Origin of the sequence: Rhizobium oryzicola, assembly GCF_030504645.1 — a bacterium.
Classification (GTDB): Bacteria; Pseudomonadota; Alphaproteobacteria; order Rhizobiales; family Rhizobiaceae; genus Neorhizobium; species Neorhizobium oryzicola.
Map to the genome: position 1 here is coordinate 1,389,847 of NZ_JAUKWQ010000001.1, position 20,611 is coordinate 1,410,457.

20 protein-coding genes are annotated in these 20,611 nt (G+C 59.7%); all 20 read left to right on the forward strand.

Annotated features, from left to right (window positions below; all coding sequences use genetic code 11):
* Positions 1-101 precede the first annotated feature (101 nt).
* A complete protein-coding gene (gene nuoF / locus Q2T52_RS06935; protein WP_302075912.1) occupies positions 102-1,406 on the forward strand; it encodes an NADH-quinone oxidoreductase subunit NuoF in 1,305 nt (434 codons plus the stop codon).
* A 6-nt stretch (positions 1,407-1,412) separates the two neighbouring features.
* Positions 1,413-2,150, forward strand: coding sequence for a helix-hairpin-helix domain-containing protein (locus tag Q2T52_RS06940; protein ID WP_302075913.1), 738 nt, complete (start codon positions 1,413-1,415; stop codon positions 2,148-2,150).
* Positions 2,151-2,215: 65 nt separating this feature from the next.
* On the forward strand, positions 2,216-4,297 hold the full coding sequence (gene nuoG, locus Q2T52_RS06945; RefSeq protein WP_302075914.1) for an NADH-quinone oxidoreductase subunit NuoG: 2,082 nt from the start codon (positions 2,216-2,218) through the stop codon (positions 4,295-4,297).
* Between the two features lie 11 nt (positions 4,298-4,308).
* Complete coding sequence (nuoH, locus tag Q2T52_RS06950; protein ID WP_302075915.1) at positions 4,309-5,352, forward strand: NADH-quinone oxidoreductase subunit NuoH; 1,044 nt, start codon at positions 4,309-4,311, stop codon at positions 5,350-5,352.
* 43 nt (positions 5,353-5,395) lie between these two features.
* Positions 5,396-5,887 (forward strand): NADH-quinone oxidoreductase subunit NuoI, encoded by a 492-nt coding sequence (nuoI, locus tag Q2T52_RS06955; protein ID WP_302075916.1) that lies wholly within the window; start codon positions 5,396-5,398, stop codon positions 5,885-5,887.
* 131 nt (positions 5,888-6,018) lie between these two features.
* A complete protein-coding gene (locus Q2T52_RS06960) occupies positions 6,019-6,633 on the forward strand; it encodes an NADH-quinone oxidoreductase subunit J (RefSeq protein ID WP_302075917.1) in 615 nt (204 codons plus the stop codon).
* 25 nt (positions 6,634-6,658) lie between these two features.
* Positions 6,659-6,967: an NADH-quinone oxidoreductase subunit NuoK gene (gene nuoK / locus Q2T52_RS06965; RefSeq protein WP_302075918.1), complete on the forward strand. Its 309-nt coding sequence runs from the start codon at positions 6,659-6,661 to the stop codon at positions 6,965-6,967.
* A gap of 7 nt (positions 6,968-6,974) precedes the next feature.
* Positions 6,975-8,975 carry an NADH-quinone oxidoreductase subunit L gene (nuoL, locus tag Q2T52_RS06970; RefSeq protein WP_302075919.1) on the forward strand — a complete coding sequence of 667 codons (2,001 nt, stop codon included), beginning with the start codon at positions 6,975-6,977 and terminating at the stop codon, positions 8,973-8,975.
* Positions 8,975-10,486 (forward strand): NADH-quinone oxidoreductase subunit M, encoded by a 1,512-nt coding sequence (locus tag Q2T52_RS06975; RefSeq protein ID WP_302075920.1) that lies wholly within the window; start codon positions 8,975-8,977, stop codon positions 10,484-10,486. Before nuoL ends, Q2T52_RS06975 begins: the two co-directional genes overlap by 1 nt.
* Positions 10,487-10,504: 18 nt before the next feature.
* Positions 10,505-11,944, forward strand: coding sequence for an NADH-quinone oxidoreductase subunit NuoN (gene nuoN / locus Q2T52_RS06980; RefSeq protein WP_302075921.1), 1,440 nt, complete (start codon positions 10,505-10,507; stop codon positions 11,942-11,944).
* A 2-nt stretch (positions 11,945-11,946) separates the two neighbouring features.
* The gene (locus Q2T52_RS06985) at positions 11,947-12,705 is read left to right on the forward strand and encodes a biotin--[acetyl-CoA-carboxylase] ligase (RefSeq protein ID WP_302076061.1); all 759 of its coding nucleotides are present in this window, start codon (positions 11,947-11,949) and stop codon (positions 12,703-12,705) included.
* Between the two features lie 18 nt (positions 12,706-12,723).
* A complete protein-coding gene (locus Q2T52_RS06990; protein ID WP_302075922.1) occupies positions 12,724-14,397 on the forward strand; it encodes a ribonuclease J in 1,674 nt (557 codons plus the stop codon).
* A gap of 31 nt (positions 14,398-14,428) precedes the next feature.
* A complete protein-coding gene (gene mce, locus Q2T52_RS06995; RefSeq protein WP_302075923.1) occupies positions 14,429-14,833 on the forward strand; it encodes a methylmalonyl-CoA epimerase in 405 nt (134 codons plus the stop codon).
* Positions 14,834-14,906: 73 nt separating this feature from the next.
* A complete protein-coding gene (locus Q2T52_RS07000) occupies positions 14,907-15,185 on the forward strand; it encodes a DUF1467 family protein (protein WP_302075924.1) in 279 nt (92 codons plus the stop codon).
* Positions 15,186-15,660: 475 nt separating this feature from the next.
* The gene (gene proS / locus Q2T52_RS07005; protein WP_302075925.1) at positions 15,661-16,983 is read left to right on the forward strand and encodes a proline--tRNA ligase; all 1,323 of its coding nucleotides are present in this window, start codon (positions 15,661-15,663) and stop codon (positions 16,981-16,983) included.
* Positions 16,984-17,034: 51 nt separating this feature from the next.
* Positions 17,035-18,345 (forward strand): lipoprotein-releasing ABC transporter permease subunit, encoded by a 1,311-nt coding sequence (locus Q2T52_RS07010; protein ID WP_302075926.1) that lies wholly within the window; start codon positions 17,035-17,037, stop codon positions 18,343-18,345.
* A 15-nt stretch (positions 18,346-18,360) separates the two neighbouring features.
* A complete protein-coding gene (locus tag Q2T52_RS07015; protein WP_302075927.1) occupies positions 18,361-19,047 on the forward strand; it encodes an ABC transporter ATP-binding protein in 687 nt (228 codons plus the stop codon).
* A 148-nt stretch (positions 19,048-19,195) separates the two neighbouring features.
* Positions 19,196-19,384, forward strand: coding sequence for a hypothetical protein (locus tag Q2T52_RS07020; protein WP_302075928.1), 189 nt, complete (start codon positions 19,196-19,198; stop codon positions 19,382-19,384).
* Between the two features lie 11 nt (positions 19,385-19,395).
* Positions 19,396-19,680, forward strand: a complete 285-nt coding sequence (locus Q2T52_RS07025; RefSeq protein WP_302075929.1) for a hypothetical protein — start codon at positions 19,396-19,398, stop codon at positions 19,678-19,680.
* The gene (locus Q2T52_RS07030; protein ID WP_302075930.1) at positions 19,677-19,859 is read left to right on the forward strand and encodes a hypothetical protein; all 183 of its coding nucleotides are present in this window, start codon (positions 19,677-19,679) and stop codon (positions 19,857-19,859) included. Before Q2T52_RS07025 ends, Q2T52_RS07030 begins: the two co-directional genes overlap by 4 nt.
* Positions 19,860-20,611: the final 752 nt, after the last annotated feature.

Consider the following 20,611-nt stretch of genomic DNA (forward strand, 5'->3'; position numbering starts at 1 on the left):
GAAGGCGAGACATCCTTCTCGTCATCGGACCGCGGCCGGATACGGGCGCATCTTGCATTTTAAAGCCGACCTATAGTGGCGGCGGACTGGTGGAATAGATCATGTTGAAAGATCAGGATCGCATCTTTACCAACATCTACGGCCTCAAGGACAAGTCGCTGAAAGGCGCCATGAGCCGTGGCCACTGGGACGGCACGAAAACGATCATCGAAAAGGGCCGTGACTGGATCATCAACGAGATGAAGGCTTCCGGTCTTCGTGGTCGTGGTGGCGCAGGCTTCCCGACGGGTCTAAAGTGGTCCTTCATGCCGAAGGAATCAGATGGCCGTCCGCATTACCTCGTGGTCAATGCCGACGAATCGGAGCCCGGCACCTGCAAGGACCGCGACATCATGCGCCACGATCCGCATACGCTGATCGAAGGCTGCGTGATTGCCGGTTTCGCCATGGGCGCTCACACGGCTTACATCTATGTGCGCGGCGAATACATGCGCGAGCGGGAAGCCCTGCAGGCTGCGATTGACGAATGCTATGATGCCGGCCTGCTCGGTACGAACAACAAGAACGGCTGGGATTTCGACGTTTACGTCCATCACGGCGCTGGTGCCTATATCTGCGGCGAAGAAACCGCACTTCTGGAAAGCCTGGAAGGCAAGAAGGGCCAGCCGCGCCTGAAGCCGCCGTTCCCGGCCAACATGGGTCTCTACGGCTGCCCGACAACGGTCAACAACGTCGAATCGATCGCCGTTGCGCCGACCATTCTGCGTCGCGGCGCCTCCTGGTTCTCGGCCATCGGTCGTCCGAACAATGTCGGCACGAAGCTGTTCATGGTCTCGGGTCACGTCAACAAGCCCTGCACCTTCGAAGAAGCGATGGGCCACTCGTTCCGCGAAATCATCGAGCACCACTGCGGCGGTATTCGTGGCGGTTGGGATAACCTGCTGGCCGTCATTCCGGGCGGTGCCTCCTGTCCGGTCGTGCGCGGCGAAGATATGGCCGATGCCATCATGGACTTCGACGGCATGCGCGAAGTGAAGTCTTCCTTCGGTACCGGCGGCATGATCGTGATGGACAAGTCGACGGACATCATCAAGGCGATCTGGCGTATTGCAGCCTTCTTCAAGCATGAAAGCTGCGGCCAGTGCACGCCCTGCCGTGAAGGCACGGGCTGGATGATGCGCGTACTGGAACGCATGGTGAAGGGCAACGCGCAGAAGCGCGAGATCGACATGCTCTTCCAGGTGTCGAAGCAGATTGAAGGTCACACGATTTGCGCGCTTGGCGACGCAGCTGCCTGGCCGATCCAGGGTCTCATCCGCAATTTCCGTCCGGAAATCGAACAGCGGATCGATCAGTATACGGCGAACGCCACCAAGGACGGCGCCGTCATGGAAGCAGCGGAGTAAGCACCGATGGCTGGCGGACCGAACGAAACAGGAGAGGGCAGGACGACGGCAGAGCCGACGCTCGGCTTTACCTTGCCGTTCGCGGATTCCGCCGCCGTTCATGCGGCTATGACGAACCCTGCAGCTGCGATCGCTGCTGCAACGGCCGTCGGCATGTCGCTGTCCGCGCAGATGGCCAATGCCTTTTTCGGTATGGCGCAGGCGGCTCTGGAGGTTTCAGCCAGGCTGAACAGCTCCGCACCGGCAACGCCTGCCAAGGAAGAGGTGAAAGCGGCTGAGCCCGCGACCTCGACTGAGGCTGCCAAGCCGGAACCGGTCGTGGTCAAGCTGGAGCCCAAGGTTGCGCAAGCGCCTGCTGTTTCAGCGGTTGAGCCCGAGATCCCGGTGAAGGCGCCAGTTGCCAAGAAGGCACCCGCTGCGAAGAAGGTGGCGGCACCTGTAAAGGCAAAGGCACCGAAGGTCGTGACGCCCGCGCCCGCCGTTGAAGTGACGCCGGTGCCCGTGAAAAAGGCCGCGGCAAAAAAGGTATCGGCCAAGGCTGCCGCGAAGGCAGATGACCTGAAGAAGATCTCCGGCATCGGCCCGAAGCTGGAGACGCTGCTGAACGATCTTGGCATCAGGCGCTATCATGAGATTGCCGCCTGGACGCAAACGGAAGTCGAGCATTTCGACCGCGAGCTTGGGCTTGACGGCCGCATTGCGAAGGATGATTGGATCGCGCAGGCAAAAGCACTGCTGCGGTGACGGAATGTGTCGCCACTCTCTTGATTGGAAGAGGGCAGGGGACTGGAAACAGGACGTAAGTGACGATGGTAAAGCTCAAGGTTGACGGTAAAGAGATCGAGGTTCCGGATCACTTCACGCTTTTGCAAGCGTGCGAGGAAGCCGGCGCCGAAGTGCCGCGCTTCTGTTTCCATGAACGCCTGTCCGTGGCTGGAAACTGCCGCATGTGTCTCATCGAGGTAAAGGGTGGACCGCCGAAGCCGGCAGCCTCCTGCGCCATGGGCGTGCGCGACATCCGCGGCGGACCGAATGGCGAACTGCCGGAAGTGTTCACCAACACGCCAATGGTCAAAAAGGCCCGCGAAGGCGTGATGGAATTCCTGCTGATCAACCATCCGCTGGATTGCCCGATCTGCGACCAGGGCGGCGAATGCGACCTGCAGGACCAGGCGATGGCTTTCGGCGTCGATGCGTCGCGCTATTCTGAAAACAAGCGTGCCGTCGAAGACAAGTATATCGGCCCGCTCGTGAAGACGGTGATGAACCGCTGCATTCACTGCACGCGCTGCGTTCGCTTCACGACTGAAGTCGGCGGCATTTCCGAACTCGGCCTCATCGGCCGCGGCGAGGATGCAGAAATCACCACCTATCTCGAACAGGCCATGACCTCCGAACTGCAGGGCAACGTGATCGACCTTTGCCCGGTCGGTGCGCTCACCTCTCGTCCGTTTGCTTTCACGGCCCGTCCTTGGGAACTCGGCAAGACCGAATCGATCGACGTCATGGACGCGGTCGGTTCCGCGATCCGCGTCGACACCCGTGGCCGCGAAGTGATGCGCATCATGCCGCGCGTCAACGAGCAGGTGAACGAAGAGTGGATTTCCGACAAGACACGCTTCATCTGGGATGGTCTGAAGACGCAGCGCCTCGATCGGCCTTATGTCCGCCGCGACGGCCGCCTGCAGCCGGCCACCTGGGGTGAGGCATTCGCCACCATCAAGGCTGCCGTTTCTGCGACCAAGGGTGACAAGATCGGTGCGATCGCCGGCGACCTCGCTTCCGTCGAGGAAATGTATGCGCTGAAGGAACTGATGGCCGCTCTTGGCTCTCAGAACCTCGACTGCCGTCAGGATGGTTCCAAGCTCGACCCGGCCAATGGCCGCGCCAGCTACATCTTCAATGCGACGATCCAGGGGATCGAGCAGGCGGATGCGCTGCTTCTCGTCGGCGCGAACCCGCGCTTCGAAGCCGCAGTTCTCAACGCCCGCATCCGCAAGCGCTGGCGCCGCGGCAACTTCCCGATCGGCGTGATCGGCGAGGCTGGTGAGCTGCGCTACGGCTACGAATATCTCGGCGCCGGTCCGGAAACGCTGAACGATCTCGTCAACGGTTCGCATGGCTTTGTTGAAAAGCTGCGCAACGCCAAGAACCCGCTCATCATCGTCGGCAGCGGTGCGCTGACCCGCGATGACGGCGAAAGCGTTCTGGCAGCTGCTGCAACGCTCGCCGCCTCCGTCGGCGCCATCACCGAAGAGTGGAACGGCTTTGGCGTTCTGCACACGGCAGCATCGCGCGTCGGTGGCCTCGATCTCGGCTTCGTGCCGGGCCCGAACGGTGCCAATGCCGCAACCATGCTGAAGTCCATGGATGTTCTGTTCCTGCTCGGCGCAGACGAAATGGAATTTGCTTCGAAGTACGCCAAGCTGACGGTCTATATCGGCAGCCATGGCGATGCCGGTGCCCACAATGCCGACGTGATCCTACCGGGTGCGACCTACACCGAAAAGTCCGGTACCTGGGTGAACCTCGAAGGCCGCGTACAGATGGGCAACCGTGCAGGCTTTGCACCGGGCGATGCCCGCGAAGACTGGGCGATCCTGCGCGCACTGTCGGATGTGCTGGGCAAGAAGCTGCCCTTCGATTCGCTGTCGCAGCTCCGCGCCAAGCTCTATGCGGCTTACCCGCACTTCAACGAGCTCGATGAAATTGCAGCAGGCAATGTGAATGATCTGGCCCAGCTTTCGAAAAAACCGGTGAGCTTGGCGAAGTCCGCATTTGCGTCGCCGGTCAAAGACTTCTATCTGACGAACCCAATCGCACGTGCTTCGGCTGTCATGGCTGAATGTTCTGCGCTGGCCCGCAACAACTTCCAGGCTGCGGCGGAGTAAAGGCTTAAAACATGGACTCTTTCTTCTCCACCTATCTGTGGCCGGCGATCGTCATGATCGGTCAGTCCCTGTTGCTGCTCGTCTGCCTGCTCGTCTTCATCGCCTACATTCTGCTTGCCGACCGTAAGATCTGGGCTGCCGTTCAGCTGCGCCGTGGTCCGAACGTGGTGGGTCCCTTCGGACTTTTCCAGTCCTTCGCCGATCTTTTGAAGTTCGTCTTCAAGGAGCCGATCATCCCGGCCGGCGCCAACAAGGGCGTCTTCCTGCTGGCGCCGCTGGTGTCCGTGGTTCTGGCACTGGCGACTTGGGCCGTCATCCCGCTGAACGAAAACTGGGTCGTCGCCAACATCAACGTCGGCATCCTCTATGTTTTCGCGATTTCCTCGCTCGAAGTCTACGGCATCATCATGTCGGGCTGGGCGTCGAACTCGAAGTACCCGTTCCTTGGCGCGTTGCGTTCCGCGGCACAGATGGTGTCCTACGAAGTCTCGATCGGCTTTGTGATCGTGACCGTTCTGCTTTGCGCCGGTTCGCTGAACCTGTCGGACATCGTCTATTCGCAGAAGTCCGGTATCGGCACGATGATCGGCCTGCCAAACAGCCTGCTCGACTGGCATTGGCTGTCGCTGTTCCCGATGTTCGTGATCTTCTTCATCTCGGCATTGGCTGAAACCAACCGTCCGCCCTTCGATCTGCCGGAAGCAGAATCCGAACTCGTTGCCGGTTACATGGTCGAGTATGCGTCTGCCCCTTACATGATGCTGATGCTCGGCGAATATGCCGCGATCTGCCTGATGTGCGCGCTGACGACCATCCTGTTCCTCGGGGGCTGGCTGCCGCCGCTCGACGTATGGTTCCTGAATTGGGTTCCGGGTATCTTCTGGTTCCTGCTGAAGGGGCTGATGGTCTTCTTCATGTTCGCCATGGTGAAGGCATTCGTACCGCGTTACCGTTACGACCAGCTGATGCGCCTCGGCTGGAAGGTCTTCCTTCCGCTGTCGCTCGCCATGGTCATCATTACCGCATTCGTGCTGAAGTTGGGTGGCTGGGCCTGATCGCAGGCCCCGGCATCAACCGAAGCTTTTCTGGAGAATAACAATGGCTAGTCTGGCACAATCGGTCAGTTCGCTGTTCCTGAAAGAGTTCGTCGCAGCCTTCTTCCTGTCGATGCGCTATTTCTTCAAGCAGAAGGCGACCGTGAACTATCCCTTTGAAAAGGGACCGGTAAGCCCACGTTTCCGTGGCGAGCACGCACTGCGTCGTTATCCCAACGGCGAAGAACGCTGCATCGCCTGCAAGCTGTGCGAAGCGATCTGTCCTGCCCAGGCCATCACCATCGAAGCCGGCCCGCGCCGCAATGATGGTACGCGCCGCACCGTTCGTTATGACATTGACATGGTGAAGTGCATTTACTGCGGCTTCTGCCAGGAAGCATGCCCGGTCGATGCCATCGTCGAAGGCCCGAACTTCGAGTTCTCCACGGAGACCCGCGAAGAGCTTTACTTTGACAAGCAGCGCCTGCTCGACAACGGCGACCGCTGGGAACGTGAAATCGCACGCAACATTGCGATTGATGCTCCGTATCGTTGAGTGATGGAAGATGCCGCCGCCTGACAAAGGCGGTGGTCTAAAAAACAAGAGTGAGCCTGGACGGCGCAAGGCCTCCGGGTTTTTGACGGCGAGGGGACAGCCCCGCCGGGGAAGACGAAAAAGGCACCACCATGGGTTTGCAGGCTGTTTTCTTCTATTTGTTCGCCTTCGTCGCAGTGGCGTCGGCGTTCATGGTCATTTCGGCCAGGAACCCGGTGCATTCCGTACTTTTCCTGATCCTGGTTTTCTTCAACGCCGCCGGCCTGTTCCTGCTGACCGGGGCTGAGTTCCTGGCGATGATCCTGCTGGTGGTTTACATCGGCGCCGTCGCGGTTCTCTTCCTCTTCGTCGTCATGATGCTGGATATCGACTTTGCAGAGCTGCGGTCCGGCTTCCTGCAGTATGCGCCGATCGGCGCCCTCGTGGGTTTGATCGTTGCCGCTGAACTGATCGTGGTCGTCGGCGGTTCTGTCTTGTCGCCGCAGGCTGCGAAATCCATCACCATGCCGATCCCGTCGGCTGTCGAGCGCACCAATACGGCTGCACTCGGTGACGTTCTCTATACGCACTATGTCTATTTCTTCCAGGTGGCCGGCCTCGTCCTGCTTGTCGCGATGATCGGCGCAATCGTGCTGACGCTGCGTCACCGGCAGAACATCAAGCGCCAGGACATCTCCAAGCAGGTTGCCCGCACGCCGGCAACGGCGGTCGAGGTGGTCAAGGTCAAGCCTGGCCAGGGTCTCTGAGCGCGCGATCAAGGAACTTTCGGATATGCAAATCGGACTTTCTCATTACCTGACCGTCAGCGCCATTCTCTTTACCCTTGGCGTCTTCGGTATCTTCCTGAACCGGAAGAACGTGATCATCATCCTGATGTCGGTGGAGCTTATCCTGCTCTCCGTCAACTTGAACATGGTGGCGTTTTCGTCCTTCCTGAATGACATCGTCGGTCAGGTCTTCGCGCTGTTCATCCTGACGGTTGCCGCTGCGGAAGCGGCCATCGGTCTTGCAATTCTCGTGGTCTTCTACCGCAACCGTGGCTCCATCGCGGTTGAAGACGTCAATATGATGAAGGGCTGATCAGGTCATGATCTACAAGGCTATTGTCTTCCTTCCCCTGATCGGCTTCCTGATCGCCGGCCTTTTCGGCCGCTCGATCGGTGCCAAGGCATCGGAATATGTTACCAGCGGCCTGATGGTTATCGCCGCTGTCCTCTCCTGGATCGTGTTCTTCAACGTGGCGCTGGCCCATGGCGAAGGCCATGAAGTCATCCGCGTCTCGGTCCTGCGCTGGATCCAGGTCGGTGGTCTCGATCTCGACTGGGCATTCCGCGTCGATACGTTGACAGCGATCATGTTTGTGGTCGTCAACACGGTCTCTACGCTCGTGCATATCTACTCGATCGGGTACATGCACCATGACCCGCATCGTCCGCGCTTCTTCGCCTATCTGTCGCTCTTCACCTTCGCGATGTTGATGCTGATCACCTCCGACAACCTGGCCCAGATGTTCTTCGGCTGGGAAGGCGTGGGTCTGGCGTCCTACCTGCTGATCGGCTTCTGGTTCAAGAAGCCGTCCGCATCGGCTGCCGCCATGAAGGCCTTCATCGTTAACCGCGTCGGTGACTTCGGTTTCGTGCTCGGCATTTCCGGTGTGTTCGTCCTGTTCGGCTCGATCAATTTCGAGACGATCTTCGCGTCCGCCGCGACCTATCTCCCGGCTGAAGGCGCTGCTGACGCCCACAATGCCGTGATCAACCTGTTCGGCATGCAGCTGGACAAGGCCCATGCCATCACGGGCGTCTGCCTGTTGCTCTTCATGGGTGCCATGGGTAAGTCGGCGCAGTTCCTGCTGCACACCTGGCTTCCGGACGCCATGGAAGGCCCGACCCCGGTGTCTGCGCTCATCCATGCCGCCACCATGGTCACCGCCGGCGTCTTCCTGGTCGCGCGCATGTCGCCGATCTTCGAACTGTCGCCGGACGCATTGACCTTCGTGACGTTGATCGGTGCCATCACCGCCTTCTTCGCCGCAACTGTCGGTCTCGTGCAGAACGACATCAAGCGCGTCATCGCCTATTCCACCTGTTCGCAGTTGGGCTACATGTTCGTGGCACTCGGCGTCGGCGCTTATGGTGCAGCCGTATTCCACCTGTTCACGCACGCCTTCTTCAAGGCCCTGCTGTTCCTTGGTGCCGGTTCTGTCATTCACGCCGTCGATGGCGAGCAGGACATGCGCTACATGGGTGGCCTGCGTAAGCACATCCCCTACACCTTCTGGGCGATGACGATCGGCACGCTGGCGCTGACGGGCGTTGGTATCCCTGGCACGATGATCGGCTTTGCAGGCTTCTTCTCGAAAGACGTGATCATCGAGTCGGCCTATGCTTCGCACTCGATTCTCTCGGGCTTCGCATACACGCTGCTCGTGGTCGCCGCTCTCTTCACCAGCTTCTACTCCTGGCGTCTGGCTTTCCTGACCTTCTTCGGCAAGCCGCGCGCCTCCCACGAAGTCATGCACCATGTGCATGAATCGCCAATGGTCATGCTCTTTCCGCTCGCCGTTTTGACGGTTGGCGCGGTGCTGGCCGGCGTGCTCTTCGAAGGCCGCTTCTTCGGCGAGGAGTATCAGGAGTTCTGGAAGGGTGCGCTGTTCACCTCCGAGCACAACGAAATCCTGCATGAGTTCCATCACGTGCCGGTTCTCGTCAGCTGGAGCCCGTTCATTGCCATGGTGCTCGGCTTCGTGACCGCCTGGTTCATGTACATCAAGTCGCCGGAAACGCCGAAGCGTCTCGCCGAGCAGCATCGCGTGCTCTACCAGTTCCTCTTGAACAAGTGGTACTTCGACGAACTCTACGACTTCCTCTTCGTTCGTTCCGCCAAGGCGCTTGGCCGCTTCCTGTGGAAGAAGGGTGACGTCGCCGTCATCGATACCTATGGCCCGAACGGCATTGCCGCCCGCGTCGTCGATATCACCCGTGGTGTCGTGCGCCTGCAGTCCGGCTACCTTTACCATTATGCGTTCGCGATGCTGATTGGCATTGCGGCCCTCGTCACCTGGATGATGCTTGGGAGTTCCTTCTGATGACCGATTGGCCGATTCTTTCCGCGGTCACCTTCCTGCCGCTCGTCGGCGTTGTGCTTCTGCTGTTCATGCAGGGGGACACCGCCCACGGCCGCCGGAATGTTCTCAACATCTCTCTCGGTGTGACTGTTGCGACCTTCATCCTCTCGCTGTTCATCTGGATCGGCTTCGACAAGGCCAATCCGGGTTTCCAGATGGTGGAAAAGCATAACTGGCTGAACACCGGCATTTCCTATCACCTCGGCGTTGACGGCATCTCCATGCTGTTCGTCATTCTCACCACCTTCCTTATGCCCTTCTGCGTGCTGGCAAGCTGGGAAGCGGTCGAGAAGCGCATCAAGGAATACATGATCGCCTTCCTGCTTCTCGAAGTGGTCATGGTCGGCGTCTTCGTCTCTCTCGACGTCGTTCTCTTCTACGTGTTCTTCGAAGCAACCCTGATCCCGATGTTCGTCATCATCGGCGTGTGGGGCGGCAAGGATCGCGTCTACGCATCCTACAAGTTCTTCCTCTACACGCTGCTCGGCTCCGTGCTGATGATGCTCGCGATCATGGCGATGTATTGGCAGGCTGGCACCACTGACATCACCGAACTCCTGAAGTTCGGCTTCCCGGCCGGCATGCAGACCTGGCTGTGGCTTGCCTGCTTTGCAGCCTTTGCCGTCAAGATGCCGATGTGGCCGGTCCACACCTGGCTTCCGGATGCGCACGTGCAGGCTCCGACCGCAGGCTCGGTCATCCTGGCAGGCGTCATGCTGAAGCTCGGCGGTTACGGTTTCATCCGCTTCTCGCTGTCCATGTTCCCGCTGGCGTCTGAGCACTTTGCGCCCTTCGTCTTCACGCTGTCGGTGCTTGCCATCATCTACACCTCGCTGGTCGCGATGATGCAGGAAGACATCAAGAAGCTGATCGCCTATTCCTCCGTCGCCCACATGGGTTACGTAACGATGGGTATCTTTGCGGCGAATGCGCAGGGCCTGCAGGGCGCCATCTTCCAGATGCTGTCGCACGGCATCGTATCGGGCGCTCTCTTCCTCTGCGTCGGCGTTGTCTATGACCGGCTCCACACCCGCGAGATTGCGGCCTATGGCGGCCTCGTCAACAACATGCCGAAATATGCCGTCGCCTTCATGATCTTTACGATGGCCAATGTCGGTCTGCCCGGCACGTCAGGCTTCATCGGCGAGTTCCTGACGATCGTCGGTATCTTCCGCGTCAACACCTGGGTGGCCCTGTTTGCGGCAACCGGCGTGATCCTGTCGGCTTCCTACGCATTGTGGCTCTATCGCCGGGTCATTTTCGGTGCGTTGGAAAAGGACAGCCTGAAGGGGCTGCTGGATCTGTCGAGCCGCGAGAAGCTCATTCTCTATCCGCTTGTCGCTCTGACCATCTTCTTCGGCGTCTATCCGGCCCCGGTCTTCGATGTGACCACGGCTTCGGTAGACCTGTTGATCAACAATTACTCCGCGGCCCTGCAGGCGGCGCAGAAACTGGCACTCGCAGTGCACTGAGACGGGACACGACTGAACATGACTTCTGATATCCTTCTCTCCAGCCTGCAGATCGCGACGCCAGAACTGATCCTGGCGATCGGTGCCCTGGTGCTGCTGATGGTCGGCGTCTTCTCAGGCGAACGGTCGGCATCGACGGTCACCGGCCTTGCCGTGGCCGTTCTGGCGGTGTCTGGCCTGTGGCTCATCTTCGCTCCCACGCAAGGCGAGGCCTTTGGTGGCGCCTTCGTTCTCGATCCTTTCGGCCGCTTCATGAAGATCCTGGCGCTGATCGGTTCGCTGGTGTCGCTCATCATGAGTTCCGTCAACAGCCGCGCCGACAAGCTTAACCAGTTCGAATTCCCGGTTCTGCTGGTGCTGGCAACGCTTGGTATGATGCTGTTGATTTCGGCCAATGACCTGATCGCGCTCTATCTCGGCCTCGAGCTGATGTCGCTCGCGCTTTACGTCGTTGCCGCCTTCAACCGCGATAGCGTTCGTTCGACCGAAGCGGGCCTGAAGTATTTCGTTCTTGGCGCGCTGTCGTCCGGCATGCTGCTTTATGGCATGTCATTGGTTTATGGCTTCACGGGCAATACGGGCCTTGCAAACATTGCAGCGGTGCTTTCCGCTGAAACCCGTTCGCTCGGCGTCGTCTTCGGTCTCGTCTTCATTCTGGCCGGTCTGGCATTCAAGATTTCCGCCGTTCCGTTCCATATGTGGACGCCGGACGTTTACGAAGGTGCGCCGACACCGGTCACGGCCTTCTTCGCCTCTGGTCCGAAGGTTGCCGCCATGGCCGTCTTCGTCCGCGTTGTCACGGAAGCCTTCATGCCGGTCTTTGCCGATTGGCAGCAGGTCGTCGTCTTCATCTCCATCGCGTCCATGTTGCTGGGTTCCTTCGCGGCCATTGGCCAGAAGAACATCAAGCGCCTCATGGCCTATTCCTCCATCGGCCACATGGGCTACGCGCTGGTTGGTCTGGCTTCCGGCTCGCAGACCGGCGTATCGGGCGTCGCGCTGTACATGTTGATCTACATGGTCATGACGCTTGGCACCTTCGCTTGCATCATGTCGATGCGCCGTGATGAAGGCAGTCTCGAAAACATCGAGGATCTGGCTGGTCTGTCTTCCACCAATCCTTTCATGGCGGTCGTTCTGACGGCCCTGATGTTCTCGCTGGCCGGCATTCCGCCGCTTGCAGGCTTCTTCGCCAAGTACTTCGTCTTCGTCGCAGCGATCGAGGCCAAGCTTTATGCGCTGGCCATCATTGGCGTGCTGTCGTCGGTCGTGGGTGCTTATTACTACCTGCGTGTCGTCAAGCTGATGTGGTTTGATGCACCGGCAGGGCAGTTTGCCCGCACCTCAGGCACTCTGCGTCTGGTGTTCGGCATCTCTGGTCTGTTCGTTACGGCTTACGTACTGTTCGGTGGCCCGATCGGTACTGCGGCGACGGCTGCAGCACGGACATTCTTTTGAGCGTGTCGGTGCAGGGAGGGCGTTATGCCCTCCAGACCTTCCGTCATGAAGCCATCGGCGAGACGGAATCCACCAATAGCGCGTGCCTGATACGGGCACGCGCTGGTGACCCGGGCAATCTCTGGGTCACCGCAGAACGCCAGACGGCTGGGCGCGGCCGTCGCGGGCGTGCCTGGACCTCCGAGCCCGGCAACCTCTACGCCTCCCTGCTTCTCATCGATCCCGCACCTGCTGAACGACTGGGCTCACTGCCGCTTGCGGTAGCGGTCGCCGTGCACGGCGCCTTTCGTTCCGTTCTGCCGCCGACGGCGGAACCGGCGGAGGTGAAATGGCCGAACGACATCCTGATCGGCCGCAAGAAAACCTGCGGCATTCTGCTGGAATCAGAAATGCTTCCTTCGGGCAAGCGTGCGCTGGTGATCGGCATCGGCATCAATATCCGCCACCGCCCGGTTGACGCGCCCTATGGTGTGACCTCGCTGAACGAGCAGGGCGCCTATGTGGCTCCGGAGGAGGTCTTTGCTCATCTCTACCGCGAGATGGCGGAGATGCTGGAGATTTGGGATGAGGGCAGGGCGGTGGCGGCCGTCACAGCCCTGTGGCGCAAAATTGCGTGTGGAATTGGCGAAACCATCCGGGTCAACCTGCCTGACCGCTCGCTTGTTGGCCGTTTTGCCGGTATTGATGATCAGGGACTGCTGATGCTCGATACGGGCGCGGAGCAGTTGGCGATCGCAGCGGGCGATGTATTTTTCGCGTAAATCTGGAATGATGGATTGATGGCTAAACAGGACGAACTGGTATTCCTGCCTTTGGGCGGCGTGGGCGAGATTGGCATGAACCTCGCGCTTTACGGCTATGGACCGGCGTCTCAACGTCAATGGATCATGGTGGATTGCGGTGTGACCTTTGCGGGTCCGGATCTGCCAGGTGTCGATCTCGTGCTGCCGGATATCCGGTTTCTGGCCAAGCAGCGGGATCGCCTGAAAGGCATCATCATCACGCATGCACATGAAGACCATTATGGTGCGCTGAACGATCTTTGGCCGGGCCTGAACGTGCCTGTCTATGCCTCCCCCTTTACCGCCGGCATGCTGGAAGCCAAGCGCGATTACGAAGGTACCCGCGCCGAGATTCCGATCACCATTTTCAAGGCGGGCGACCGTATCAAGGTCGGGCCTTTCGAGGTGGAAGCGGTTGGCGTCAACCACTCGATCCCGGAGCCCATGTCTCTGGTGATCAGGACGCCGCTCGGCAATGTTGTCCATACCGGCGACTGGAAGATTGATGCCGAACCCTCACTGGGGCCGTTGACCGATGAAGCGCGGTTCCGCGCACTGGGTGACGAAGGCGTGCTGGCCATGATGTGCGACAGCACCAATGCGATGCGCGAAGGGGTCTCGCCTTCCGAACAGGAAGTCTCCGAAGGCTTGCGCAAGATCATCGAGGCCGCCGAGGGTCGCGTCGCCATCACCACCTTCTCCTCCAATGTCGGACGCATTCGCTCCATCGCCCATGCGGCGGAAGCGGCGGGCCGCGAGGTTCTTCTGCTCGGCAGTTCGTTGAAGCGCGTGGCAAACGTTGCCCGTGATATCGGCATCATGGAAGGCGTGAAGCCTTTCATCGCCGAAGACGAGTATGGCTATATCCCGCGTGACAAGGTGGTGGTGATTTTGACCGGCAGCCAGGGTGAGCCGCGTGCAGCGCTTGCCAAGCTCTCCCGCGACGAGATGCGGCATGTGGCATTGGCTTCCGGTGATACGGTCGTCTTCTCCTCCCGTACCATTCCAGGCAACGAGAAGGCGATCCTGGAGATCATGAACGGCCTGATCGAGCAGGGTGTGAAGATCGTCACCGACAGCCAGGCGCTGGTGCACGTCTCCGGCCATCCGCGCCGCAACGAGCTGCTGAAGATGTATGAATGGGTGCGGCCCGAGATCCTTGTGCCTGTGCATGGCGAGGCAGCCCACCTGACGGCCCAGACGGAACTGGCGCTCAGTGCCGGTATCAAGACCGTTCCGCGCGTGCGCAACGGCGATATGCTGCGTCTGGCACCGGGCCCGGCGGAAGTGATCGACGAGGCGCCGCATGGGCGTATCTTCAAGGATGGCAAGCTGATCGGCGACCTAGACGAAATGGGAATTTCGGAGCGCAAGAAGCTCGCTTATGTTGGCCATGTGTCGGTCAATGTCCTGCTCGACAACCGCTATGACTTCCTGGCCGATCCGGATGTGGAATCCTATGGCCTGCCGGAATTCGACGATGAAGGCGAGGACATGGAAGACGCACTCTATGATGCCGTTCTGGGTGCCATTGAAAGCATTCCGCGGGCGCGCCGCAAGGATCTGGATATGTTGCGCGAAGCGGTGCGTCGCTCCGTGCGTGCAGCCGCCAATGCGACCTGGGGTAAGAAGCCTGTCGTGACCGTTTTCGTGACGCGTCTCCAAGGCTAAAGTCATACTATTGGTGTGAGGAGATGTGGAAATGTTGGGCCGCGTGAACCATATTGCCATCGCCGTACCGGATCTCGAGGCTGCATCCACAACTTATCGAGACACTTTGGGCGCGCGAGTCTCCGCGCCACAGGCGCTGCCGGAGCATGGGGTGACAGTGGTTTTCGTTGAGCTCGCCAACACCAAGGTCGAGCTTCTGGAGCCCCTTGGTGAAGGCTCGCCCATCGCGGCCTTTCTGGAAAAGAACCCGGCCGGTGGCATGCACCACATCTGCTATGAAGTCGCCGATATTGCCGAGGCGGCCGAAAGCCTGAAGGCTGCCGGTGCGCGCGTGCTGGGCGATGGTAAGCCCAAGATCGGCGCCCATCGCAAGCCGGTTCTCTTCCTGCATCCCAAGGATTTCTTCGGCACGCTGGTCGAGCTCGAAGAGGTGTGACAATCGATCACGCAGGCGGCATTTGCTTGGCAGCCTCGGCTTCGATACTTTCCCGCGGGCGGGAGGCCTAAAAATGCAATTTGTTTCGTCATTTGCCGTCTATTTCGTGATCTGGTGGATCACGCTTTTCGCTGTTCTGCCCTTTGGGCTGAGGACGCAAGGCGAAGATGGCGAAGTGGTGCTGGGGACTGTGGAGAGCGCACCAACGCGGTTTCGCGGCGGGCGTGTGGTGCTGTTGACCACCCTGGTTTCGGCTGCGCTCTATGCAGGCTGGTATTTCGTCTCGACCCGCTACGGCATCAGCCTCAGTTCGTTTCCGCGCGTCATTCCCGATTTCGGCGCAACACGGTAACGGGGTTTACGTTACGGAAGATGGTCACTACGCTGCCGGTAAATCAAAAAAAAACAAGGCCGTTAAGCCTTGTTCTTAGTTTCGCGTGATCCTTAACCGTTGCCGGGGCTGCGAGCATGCGCGCCTAAGATCTGATCCTCCCAAGACTTGACCGCGAATGGCAGAAATTTGAACTCCCTGCCTCTTTTATGAGCCGAAACTAGCCTAGCGTTTGGGCTTTGTCACTCTTAATTTTTGCATAATTACTACAGTCGTGAAAAAAAATCTTGTTGACAAAGAAATTATCATACTTGTCACAAAGTGGGCGCAATCAAGGCATCCGTGCCACTGTGGAACGTTTGTCCTTGCGTGCGTGGCGCGCGTGCAGGCGGGTTTCCTTCATCCTCCGAACAAGCTATGTAGCCAGCCCTATATTGCTTCATCATCCGTCGATTCCTGGCACACAGGAACGCCCTAAAAGAACCCGGAAAATCCGATGCGCCTGTCTCGCTACTTCATGCCGATCCTGAAGGAGAACCCCAAGGAAGCGGAAATCGTGTCTCACCGTCTGATGCTCAGGACGGGTATGATCCGCCAGCAGAGCCAGGGGATCTATTCCTGGCTGCCGCTGGGCAAGCGCGTTCTGGACAAGGTGAATGCCATCATCCGCGAAGAGCAGAACCGGGCAGGCGCCGTTGAGCTTCTGATGCCGACGCTGCAATCCGCAGAACTCTGGCAGGAAAGCGGCCGCTATGAGGCCTATGGCAAGGAAATGCTGCGCATCAAGGACCGCCAGGACCGTCCGATGCTCTATGGCCCGACCAATGAGGAAATGGTCACGGACATCTTCCGTTCCTACGTGAAGTCCTACAAGAGCCTGCCGCTCAACCTCTACCACATCCAGCTGAAGTTCCGTGACGAGATCCGCCCCCGTTTCGGCACGATGCGCTCGCGCGAGTTCCTGATGAAGGATGCCTATTCCTTCGATCTGACCCGCGAGGACGCCATCCATTCCTACAACAAGATGTTCGTGGCTTACCTGCGCACCTTCGCGCGGCTTGGTGTGCGCGCCATTCCCATGCGCGCCGATACCGGCCCGATCGGCGGCAACCACAGCCACGAGTTCATCATTTTGGCGGATACGGGCGAATCGGAAGTCTTTTCTCATAAAGACTTCGTGAACTTCGAAATCCCCTCGGTCGACACGGATTTCGATGACATCGCCGGCCTGCAGGCGATCTTCGACAAGTGGACGTCCGCCTATGCCGCAACGTCTGAAATGCATGACGAAGCCGCCTTCAACGCCATTCCGGAAGGCGACCGCCTGTCCGCCCGCGGCATCGAAGTCGGCCACATCTTCTATTTCGGCACGAAATATTCTGAGCCGATGGGCGCCAAGGTGCAGGGACCTGATGGCAAGGAACACCTTGTCCACATGGGATCCTACGGCATTGGCCCGACCCGCCTTGTTCCCGCCATCATCGAAGCCTCGCATGACGAGAATGGAATCATCTGGCCGGAATCGGTTGCGCCCTTCGATGCCATGGTCATCACCATGAAGGCGGGTGACGAGGCCTGCGACCGCGTTTGTGACAGCCTCTATAAGGGCCTGACGAAGGCGGGCAAGGATGTGCTCTACGATGACACTGACGACCGCGCCGGCACCAAGTTCGCAACGGCGGATCTGATCGGTATCCCGGTTCAGCTGATCGTTGGCCCCCGTTCGGCCGCGACGGGTGAAGTGGAAGTGAAAGACCGCAAGACGGGTGCCCGCGAGACCATGACGGTTGAAGCGGCGCTGAACCGCCTCACGGCCTGATAAGACCGCCTTTAGAAGAATGACAGCGTCGTGAAAGCGGCAGGAGGCAACATGGCAAACGCCACCACCAAGGATCGTTGGGATGAAGAGCAGGGCGCAAGCCCTGCGGCCGGTCCTTTTTCCGCCTTCGAGCGGATGGTGGCGTGGCGCTACCTGCGCTCCCGGCGCCGTGAAGCCTTCATTTCCGTGATTGCCGGCTTCTCCTTCGTTGGCATCATGCTGGGTGTTGCGACGCTCATCATCGTCATGGCCGTGATGAACGGCTTTCGCACGGAACTGATCTCCCGCATTCTCGGCATCAACGGTCACATGATCGTCCAGCCGATCGACCAGCCCTTTAACAATTACGCAGACCTCGCGAAGAAGTTCACGAGCGTTCCAGGTGTCACCATGGCCCTGCCGCTGGTGGAAGGCCAGACGCTGGCGTCTGGTCGCGAAGGGGCGGGTTCCGGCGCGCTGGTACGCGGCGTGCGGGCCGAGGATCTGGAAAAGCTGAAGTCCGTTTCCGGCAATATCCGCTCCGGCGATCTGACGGGATTTGCAACGGGTTCAGGTGTTCTCGTGGGGTCGCGTCTGGCGGCGTCGCTCGGCCTTGGCGCCGGTGACAAGATCACGCTCGTGTCGCCGGAAGGCGATGTCACTCCAATGGGGGTCACGCCACGGGTCAAGTCCTATACGGTGTCGGGCGTGTTCGAGATCGGCATGTCCGAATATGATGCCTCGATCATCTACATGCCGCTCGCGGAAGCACAGAGCTATTTCAATGCCGACGGCATCGTCCAGTCGATCGAACTCTTCGTGCAGGACCCTGACCAGATCGACAGCCTCAAGCCCAAGATCGAGGAAGCCGCGGGCCGCCAGATTCATATCACCGACTGGCGGCAGAGGAACCAGACCTTCTTCTCCGCCCTTCAGGTGGAGCGCAACGTGATGTTCATGATCCTGACGCTGATCGTGCTGGTCGCCGCGCTGAACATCATCTCCGGCCTCATTATGCTCGTGAAGGACAAGGGCAGCGACATCGCCATCCTGCGCACCATGGGAGCCTCGTCGAAGGCCATCATGCGCATCTTCTTCATGACGGGTGCTGCGATCGGCATTGTCGGCACCCTTGCCGGCGTTCTCCTCGGCGTGATCGTCTGTCTCAACATCGAGTCGATCCGCAAGTTCTTTTCCTGGCTGTCAGGCACCGTGCTGTTTGATCCGCAGCTCTATTTCCTCAGCCAGCTGCCGGCGGAAATGAGCTTTGGCGAGACCATGTCCGTCGTCATCATGGCGCTGGTTCTGTCCTTCATCGCCACCATTTTCCCCGCCTGGCGGGCCTCGCGCCTCGATCCGGTGCAGGCGCTCCGTTACGAATAGGACCGACTGACGCTCATGCCACCACGCAAATCCGTCTTGAAGCTCGCCGGTGTGGATCGCCAATACGGTCAGGGCGACACCGTTCTGTCCATTCTGAAGGGCGCCAACTTCGAACTCCGCAGCGGCGAAATCGTCGCCCTCGTTGCGCCATCAGGCACCGGCAAATCCACGCTTCTGCATGTCGCTGGCCTGCTGGAGCATCCAGACAATGGGGAAGTCTTCATCAATGGCCGCGAATGCGGAAAGCTGACAGATGAGCAGCGGACCTCGATTCGCCGGTCGGATATCGGCTTCGTCTACCAGTTCCACCACCTGCTGCCGGAATTTTCGGCGCTGGAAAACGTGATGATGCCGCAGATGATTGCCGGTCTTGCGCCCAAGGAAGCGCAGGAACGTGCGGCGGCACTCCTGGATTACATGCGTGTTGGCCATCGCGGCGATCACCGCCCGGCGGAACTGTCAGGCGGCGAGCAGCAGCGAGTGGCAATCGCACGTGCGGTGGCGAACGCGCCTTTGCTGCTGCTGGCCGATGAGCCGACCGGCAATCTCGATCCGCAGACTGCATCCTATGTGTTCGATGCGCTGGAGGCGTTGGTGCGCCAGTCGGGTCTGGCTGCCATGATCGCGACCCATAATCATGAACTGGCCGGCCGCATGGACCGCCGCGTCACGATCGAAAACGGCAAGGTTGTGGAGTTCTGAGCTGCCTCGGCGCAGGTGGCCAGTCTTGATCATTTCCTTATCTGCCGCCATCGTCTCTCCCATCGAAACCTTATCCCGAGATGCATAACGTCCTTCCTCTAAAGCAGCTGCCGCCATTGCGGCTGCGCTCGTTCGAAGGAGAATTGCCATGTACGATCGTCTGGATCGCTTGTCCCTCGCGCAACATCTTGCCCAAAAGGAAGCGCGGCGTTGGCAGCAGCCCTTCGAGCCCGCCGTCCGCTCCCAGCCTGGCCTTAGCGTTTTCCTTCGGCTTCTCGCCTTGATGGGGTTGGGTGGGCTTGCCTTGATCGGCATTGCCAGCGCCTCGTGGGTTTGAGGCGATGTGCCATGCGCGTCAATTTTCCGTATCGGCATGTGCATGCCACCGTCCGTTTCCTAATCGGCCGTGAGGCCGGTGGCCGTTGGCTGGTATGCGATGGAGACGGTCTCGTCTCGGGCGTTTTCGCCGATCGTGGTTCGGCGGTGCGCGCTGCGATGTATGATTGTGCGGGCGCCCCCTGTTCCGTCTGCTGCCTGCCGGAGCATCAGATCCTGGCAATCCTGAATGATCTGGCAGAGAAGGTCATGGCACCAAGTGTCGACAAGCACCGTTCTACGCGGATAGCCAGATGAGGGTACGTCCTGTCCGACGTTCCGGCTATTGCCGTTCGCTCACGCTGCCGCGCCATGCGCCTCGCCGCCTCGGTGTTACGCATGTGATTCTGGCTATGCTTCTGATGGAACTGATCATCGTCGCCATGGTCTATGTCGCCACCGGCGCCTCGGATCTGCCGGGTCGCGAAGGTTTTTGATCCGTGCAGAGAAGGTGAAGGAGCGCAGGGTGTAACGGTCCTTTCACCGTCCCCCATCATCCTCGGGCTTGACCCGAGGATCGATGCGGGGAAGCAAAAGGCGAGACGGAAGCAATCTCGCCGCCTCGTTCGGATCCGCAACCGGTTGATCCCATTTGCCTTTCAATCGATCCTCGGATCAAGCCCGAGGAAGACGGCGAAGAAAATTTTCCCCGCCCCCGAAACTCATGCCTACGATCACTTCGTTCCGCAGCGGATACACCGGCAGGCGTGCCGGCGATGCGGGGCCGGTTCGGGTTGTGGGGATAAGACGCAAAGCCTCAGGATCCGGGTCCGCGAAACTTGAGTCCCCCTCCGGCGACACGGGCGGAGAGGATGCGCGTCGGACGTCAGCGCGGCCTCTCCGAAATACCCAGCGGCGCGCCGGACGTGCCTGTGTGGCACACAAGGGGAAGACGGGTTCGGGCTCGCATCGCCCGTTGTCCGCCTGCCGGTTCGAAAGAGCCTGTGGGAACGGCGATGGCAAACGGCTCGGTCTGATCTTCCAGTCAGAGGGACCCCACCCGCGGGCAGAAACGACCGAACGGGGCGCTGAGAGGTGCTACCTATACTACCCAATACGAGGCAGCTTTCAGCGCCCCGGCCGAAATACCCGCATGCTCATGAAAAGTGTGAAGCGATTTTCCGCCCGGAGCATGCAGCAAGAACAGAAACCAAACCACGGGCCGTTCCGGTCGCGTGATCGCGCTCCA